A 6051-nucleotide genomic window follows, 5' to 3' on the forward strand; every position below is an offset into this window, starting at 1 on the left:
GGCCCGGGCCCTGGGCTACGCGGCGGCGGGCATCGCCTGCGCGGCCTACCTCGTGCGCCTCGCGCCGGCACGCAAGGCGGCGCCCGCGGCCAAGCCCGTCGCGCGCCACGCCGCGCCGGCGGCCTCCCCCGCCGGCACCGCCGCTGCCACTACCGGGGACGCGGGAGCCGGCTCCGCGCTCCAGCGGGCGTTCGAGCGCCCCGCCACAAGGCGCACCGCACTCGGCCTCCTCAGCCTGGGCGGCCTCACGGCCTTCGTGACCATCCCCGGCTACGGGGCTGACTTCGGGGTCAGCCTCAACCACTGGAACTCGATGTACAGCACTTCTCGCCAGGGCTTCTTCCCCTGCTTCGTGAAGGAGTTCCAGGCCCGCCTCATCCCCGTGCCCGCCAACTACAACGACTCCGACGCCAAGGCGGTCGAGAAGGACCTGGTCGCCCAGTATGCCAAGCGCCTCGGCACGGGGGCCTCAACAGACTCGGGCGCCGCGCGCAAGGCGGCCGTGACCCAGTTCAAGAAGAAGCGCCCGACGGTGGTCGTAATCATGAACGAGTCCTTCTCGGACCTCTCGGTCTACAAGTCAATCAGCGAGGCCGGCTACGCGGGCCCCACGTTCGTGAAGACGGGCCTCACGGACGCGCTGCTCCACGGCGACTCGTACACCTCCATCTTTGGCGGCGGCACCTGCAACTCGGAGTTCGAGGCGCTCTGCGGCGTCAACCTGCACTACCTGGGCGCCAACAAGTATCCCTACACACAGTGGGACTTCACCAAGGTGCCGTGCATGCCGCGCCAGTTTGCGGCCCTCGGCTACAAGACGTACGCCATCCACCCCAACCAGGCCACCAACTGGGACCGCAAGCGCGTGTACGAGCAGATGGGCTTCGACAGGTTCTACTCCATCGACGACTTCCAGGGCGCTCAGACCTACCACAACGGCTACGTGAGCGACCGCGCCACGTACCAGAAGATCCTCTCCCTGCTCAAGAAGGGCTCCACGCCCGAGTTCATCCACACCGTCACGATGCAGAACCACGGGCCCTTCACCACGGGCACCATCCCCACGGCCGACGAGCTCGACTACGAGCCCGAGGGCGCCAGCACCTCCGACAACTTCATGCTGAACGAGTACCTGTCCTGCGCCACGGAGTCCGACCGCGCCATCGAGTGGTTCCTGGGCGAGGTCAAGAAGCTCGACCGCCCCGTTGCGGTGCTCTTCTTTGGCGACCACCAGCCAAAGCCCGCCAGCCCCTATGCCACGCTGGGCTACGAGGACGAGTCGTCCATCCAGATCGCGGAGCGCATGTACCACACCACGTACTTCATGTGGGCAAACTACGACGTCGCCGGAAACGGCCAGACGGGCGAGACCGAGGACCTTCCCGTGAGCGCGCTGGGAGACGAGCTCATGTACCAGCTGGGCGCGCCCATCAGCAGGCGCCAGGAGGCCAACCTCGCATCCCGCAGGAGCCTCCCCATACTGAGCCTCATCGGCTACCAGGACGCCAAGGGCAACTGGCACGAGTTCACGGACGCGGACGACGAGACCATCGCCTCGCCCAGCCAGACCAAGAACTCCAGCGCCGCCAGGCACATGGACAGCATGATGGCCTACGTCAACTACCTCAGGTTCGGGAGCATCGTCAACTAGGGTCGCGCCAGATGCCCCGGCCTAGGGCCGCCACACGTCGTCGCTCAGGCGCATGCGGTTGCCGTCGCGCTCCAGCACGCCGTCGTCCTCCATGCGTCCCAGCTCGCGCGACATCGCGCTCCTGTTGGCGCCTATGAACTGCGCCAGCGCCGTCTGCGACATGGGCACGCGCACCCAGCCGTCCGCGTTGGCGGGCAGCTCGCGCAGGTACACCACAAGGCGGTCGCGCAGGCTCCTCTGCCCCAGGATCCTGACCTTGCGGTTGAGGAACACGCTCTGGGTCGACACGATGCGCAGCAGGTTCCCCAGGAGCGTCACCACCTCGCCCGACGGGTCCTCCGCCTCCCAGAGCGGCCGCACGTCCAGCAGCACCACCTCAGACTTGCAGAGCGCCACGAGCTCGATGGGGCTCGAGTCCACCTCCGCGCACGCGAAGGCCGCGCCAAAGATGTCGCCCACCGTGAAGCGCCGCACGCTCACGTGGTCGTAGCGCTCGCTGTCAAACGAGCCCTCGACCTCGCCGGACATGGGGATGCCCACCAGGCGGAACGGCTCGCCAAACGGCTGGATCACGTCGTCGCGCTGGAAGGTGTGGCACCTCCCGCGCATCAGGACGAGCATCCGCGGGATGTCGTCGCGCGGTATGCCCCTGAAGAGCGGCCCCGCCGCCAGGGTGTCGATGCAGTGCTCGTAGCGCTTCCGAATGTCCATCGTGCCCCCCAGCCGGCGCCCGCGTGGACGGCGCCGCGTCCTTCTCGCCCGCGTGCCCTTGCGCCCGCCGTGTGTCACGCAAGGCGTTGCCATTGCAACAACCCAACGGTAGCCGTCGCGGCACAAAAGAGCAAGCCACGTCATGGGTACATTACGCATTGGTAAGCCACGCCCCAGGCGACGCGGGTCGCCCGCCCGGGGCACTAGACTTTCCCACGTCGCCGTGGCGCGACGCATAAACGCGAAACGGCCCGTCGACCGGCGGGCATGACAGAAAAGAGGGCCCATGCAGGGCAAGGACAACACGGACGAGAAGAACAGGGACCTTGGCAGGGAGCCGCAGGCGGAGGTGCCCGTCTACCACCGCGGACCCGTCATCATGCGCGGCAAGATGGTGCCCAAGGACACCACGAACCAGCACCTCCTGACCCCCAGCGCGGACACGTCGTGGCTGCACACGGACCCGTGGCGCGTGCTCCGCATCCAGGCGGAGTTCGTGGACGGCTTTGGCGCGCTTGCGGAGATAGGCCCCGCGGTGAGCATCTTTGGCTCGGCGCGCACCGGCGAGGACGACCCCTACTACGCGGCCGCCCGCAAGTGCGGCCAGCTGGTGGCGCAGCAGGGCGTCGCCGTCATCACGGGCGGCGGCCCCGGCATCATGGAGGCCGCCAACCGCGGCGCGGCCGAGGTGGGCGGCAGCTCCGTGGGCCTGGGCATCGAGCTTCCCCACGAGCAGGCGCTCAACGGGTGGGTCAACCTCGGCATGAACTTCCGCTACTTCTTCGTGCGGAAGACCATGTTCATGAAGTACTCGTCGGGCTCGATCATCTTCCCGGGCGGCTTTGGCACGCTGGACGAGGCCTTCGAGGAGCTGACGCTGGTGCAGACGGGCAAGTCGCCCAAGATTCCCATCGCGCTGTTTGGCCGCAGCTACTGGGAGGGGCTCTTCGACTGGCTGCGCGACTCCATGCTGGCCGAGGGCAACATCTCGGCCGAGGACCTGAGGCTCTTCAAGATCACGGACGACCCCGTGGAGGCCGCGAGCATCGCGCTGAGCCAGCTCGAGGGCGCGTAGGGCGCGGGCCGAGGAACCATAGCCAGACGGAACCGAACGGCGCGGCGGCATCGCAAATCACGTTTTGCGATGCCGCCCTTTTTTTGCGTTTGCGCTGGTAAACTGCCTGAACCACCAGGTCGCACATCACGTTTTGCGATCTGGGGCCAGCAGTTGCGTCACTCCCGCTCGGTCACGACCACGTGCACGACGTCCCCCGGCCCCTTGCCGAGCCGCTGGCGGATCGCCTTGAGGATGCCGATGACGTAGCAGACGCTCCCGTCCTCGTTACTCACGCCCATGTTGACCACGCTGCCGTCGTACGGCACGCCGTCGAACGTGGCATGCACCTTCGCGCGGCCGCTCCCGAATTCCTCGCGCACGTTCCACGGGAAGGCCACGTACGCGCCGCCCGGACGGTCCGCCGCACGGATGGTCGCGTCGTATTCGTATCGCTTGCACATGGCTATCCCCCCTCCTCGCTACCGCAGACGATACCAAATCCGTTTTTGGAAGACCCCTCATTTTGAGAAACCGCAGGTAGACGAATTGACCCCCGAATGCCAAAAAAGTTTTTGGCATTCGGGGGCCTCAATCGCGATGTCAGCCGCCGCCCGGGGCGGCACGTCAGCCGGAACCCCGCCTACACCAGGAGCGACGCTCCAACGAGGCCGGCGTCGTCACCGCACGTCGCCTCGCAGAAGAGCAGCGCGTCCGGGTCGAGCACGTAGCCCTTCGCCTTCTGGTACACCATGTCGAGAAACGCGGGGTTCTTGAGCGCGACCGACCCGCCAAAGACGAAGACGTCCGGGTCGACGACCGCGTTGATGTTGTTGACGCCGCGCGCCAGACACTCCGCGGCGTGGTCGATCACGGCGATCGCGTCCGCGTTTCCGGCGTCAGCCAGCGCGAACACTGCCGGCGCCGTCACCTCGCGGCCCATGCGCTCGGTCGCCATGCGCGCGATGGCCGTGCCCGAGCTCTGGTCCTCCAGGGCGCCGGGGTTCATGCCCGGGCGCGCGACCGGCGCGTCGCACACGATCATGTTGAAGACCTCGGTCGCGAGCGAGTGCGCCCCGCCCACGATCTTGCCGTCCACCACGTACGCCGCGCCCACGCCGGTAGACACCGTGATGTACACCACGGACGAGAAGTTCCTGCCCGCGCCCACGAGGGCCTCTGCCAGGCCCGCGACGTTGGCGTCGTTGTTGAGGTGGCACGGGTGGTCGCAACGCCTCCGGAAGAAGTCCGCCACGGGGAAGCCCTCCCAGCCGGGAAGGTTCGGCGGGGTCAGGATCTGGCCCTTCTCGAAGTCGAGCGGCCCGGGACAGCCGATGCCGATGCCCTCGTAGTCGAGGCCCCACCCCTCGATGGCTTCCACGAGCCTGCCGAGGTTCTCCTCGGGGCCCGCGCTGTGGACGTTGGGGAAGGCCTCCCTCTTGAGGATGTTGCCCTTCTCGTCCAATGCGGCCACGCGAAGCTGCGTGCCGCCGATGTCGATGCCGATGCGCACGGTCATGGTGCGCTCCTCTCGCCCGATGCCTCATTCACTGTCCGGGCCGCCGCGCCTGCGGGCGGCCCGCCGCCGTACGTTGCCGCGCGCTAGCCCTCAGGCCAGCTCACGATGAGCTCCATGTCGCCCTCGAACTCGAGGTCGCCGGAACCCGCGGGCGCCACGAAGTGGGAGCCCAGCCTGAGGTCCCAGCTGCCCGCGGGCGTGGTGACCCTGCCGCCCTTGCCGTGCACCACGGACACGCACATGAAGTCGTGCGTCTGCGGCACGCGCGCCGGGGAGCCCGCGGCAACGCGCACGCGCTCCACCTCGAAGTTGGGGCACGTTCCCAGCACGGTCACGCCGTCCTTCTCGGGCGCCGTGACGTCGCCGCTCTTGGGAAGCGGCAGGTCGAAGTCGACCACGTCGAGCGTCTGCGGGATGTGCAGCTCGCGCCTGGTGCCGTCCGCCTGGACGCGGTCGTAGTCGTACACGCGGTACGTGACGTCGCTCGACTGCTGGGTCTCGAGCACCACCGTCCCCGCCTGGATGGCGTGGATGGTGCCCGGCTCGATCATGAAGAAGTCGCCGCGCTTGATGGGCACGCTGTACAGGAGGTCGTCCCAGCGGCCCTCCTCGACCATCTTGGCGAACTCGGCGCGGTCGTGCGCGCGCTGGCCCACCACGATCGTGGCACCCGGCTTGCAGTCGAGCACGTACCAGCACTCGCGCTTGCCCAGGCTGCCGTTCTCGTGCTCGGCGGCGTAGGCGTCGTCCGGGTGCACCTGCACGCTGAGGTTCTGGCGCGCGTCCAGGATCTTGATGAGCAGCGGGAAGCGGTCGCCCTTGGCGTCGCCAAAGAGCTCGTGCTCACTTTCCCACAGGTCGCTCAGGGTGCGGCCGCCGTACGGGCCGCCCTCGATGGTGCAGTCACCGTTGGGGTGCGCGCTGATGGCCCAGCACTCCCCCACGTCGCCGTCCGGGATGTCGTAGCCGTACTTGTCATGCAGGTAGCGGCCACCCCAGCTCTTGTTGTGGAACACCGGCTTCGGGAAGAGGAGCGGCTGCGCCCCCGTGCCCTAGTTCTTCTCCATTGATGGTCCTTTCCGTCACGGGACGCGGCAGGCGCCGGCACCTGCTTGC

6 protein-coding genes are annotated in these 6051 nt (G+C 67.9%); 2 read left to right on the top strand and 4 right to left on the bottom strand.

What is annotated here, in order from left to right; translation table 11 throughout:
• On the top strand, positions 1 to 1651 hold a 1651-nt coding region (locus tag ACI38Z_RS00745; RefSeq protein ID WP_439788280.1), incomplete at its 5' end, for an LTA synthase family protein.
• A 21-nt stretch (positions 1652 to 1672) separates the two neighbouring features.
• Here ACI38Z_RS00745 and ACI38Z_RS00750 read toward each other — a convergent pair.
• Entirely contained in the window at positions 1673 to 2362 is a 690-nt protein-coding gene (locus ACI38Z_RS00750; protein WP_439788281.1) for a Crp/Fnr family transcriptional regulator, read from the bottom strand.
• Positions 2363 to 2648: 286 nt separating this feature from the next.
• Here ACI38Z_RS00750 and ACI38Z_RS00755 point away from each other — a divergent pair, with 286 nt between their 5' ends.
• On the top strand, positions 2649 to 3437 hold the full coding sequence (locus tag ACI38Z_RS00755; protein ID WP_439788282.1) for a TIGR00730 family Rossman fold protein: 789 nt from the start codon (positions 2649 to 2651) through the stop codon (positions 3435 to 3437).
• 158 nt (positions 3438 to 3595) lie between these two features.
• Here the strand turns inward: ACI38Z_RS00755 and ACI38Z_RS00760 are convergent, their stop codons facing one another.
• The 3 genes from ACI38Z_RS00760 to manA form a co-directional block, all read right to left on the bottom strand.
• Positions 3596 to 3880 (bottom strand): DUF1905 domain-containing protein, encoded by a 285-nt coding sequence (locus tag ACI38Z_RS00760; RefSeq protein WP_439788283.1) that lies wholly within the window; start codon positions 3878 to 3880, stop codon positions 3596 to 3598.
• A 179-nt stretch (positions 3881 to 4059) separates the two neighbouring features.
• Positions 4060 to 4935 (bottom strand): ROK family protein, encoded by an 876-nt coding sequence (locus tag ACI38Z_RS00765; protein WP_439788284.1) that lies wholly within the window; start codon positions 4933 to 4935, stop codon positions 4060 to 4062.
• Positions 4936 to 5018: 83 nt separating this feature from the next.
• Positions 5019 to 5951 (bottom strand): mannose-6-phosphate isomerase, class I, encoded by a 933-nt coding sequence (gene manA, locus ACI38Z_RS00770; RefSeq protein WP_439788285.1) that lies wholly within the window; start codon positions 5949 to 5951, stop codon positions 5019 to 5021.
• Positions 5952 to 6051: the final 100 nt, after the last annotated feature.

Source organism: Parafannyhessea sp., assembly GCF_051876455.1.
In the GTDB taxonomy this organism is placed as follows: Bacteria; Actinomycetota; Coriobacteriia; order Coriobacteriales; family Atopobiaceae; genus Parafannyhessea.

Coding starts and splice junctions, on each gene's coding strand:
- ACI38Z_RS00755 (WP_439788282.1), top strand. CDS start 2,649: ATGCAGGGCAAGGACAACACGGACGAGAAGAACAGGGACCTTGGCAGG.
- ACI38Z_RS00765 (WP_439788284.1), bottom strand. CDS start 4,935: ATGACCGTGCGCATCGGCATCGACATCGGCGGCACGCAGCTTCGCGTG.
- ACI38Z_RS00760 (WP_439788283.1), bottom strand. CDS start 3,880: ATGTGCAAGCGATACGAATACGACGCGACCATCCGTGCGGCGGACCGT.
- ACI38Z_RS00750 (WP_439788281.1), bottom strand. CDS start 2,362: ATGGACATTCGGAAGCGCTACGAGCACTGCATCGACACCCTGGCGGCG.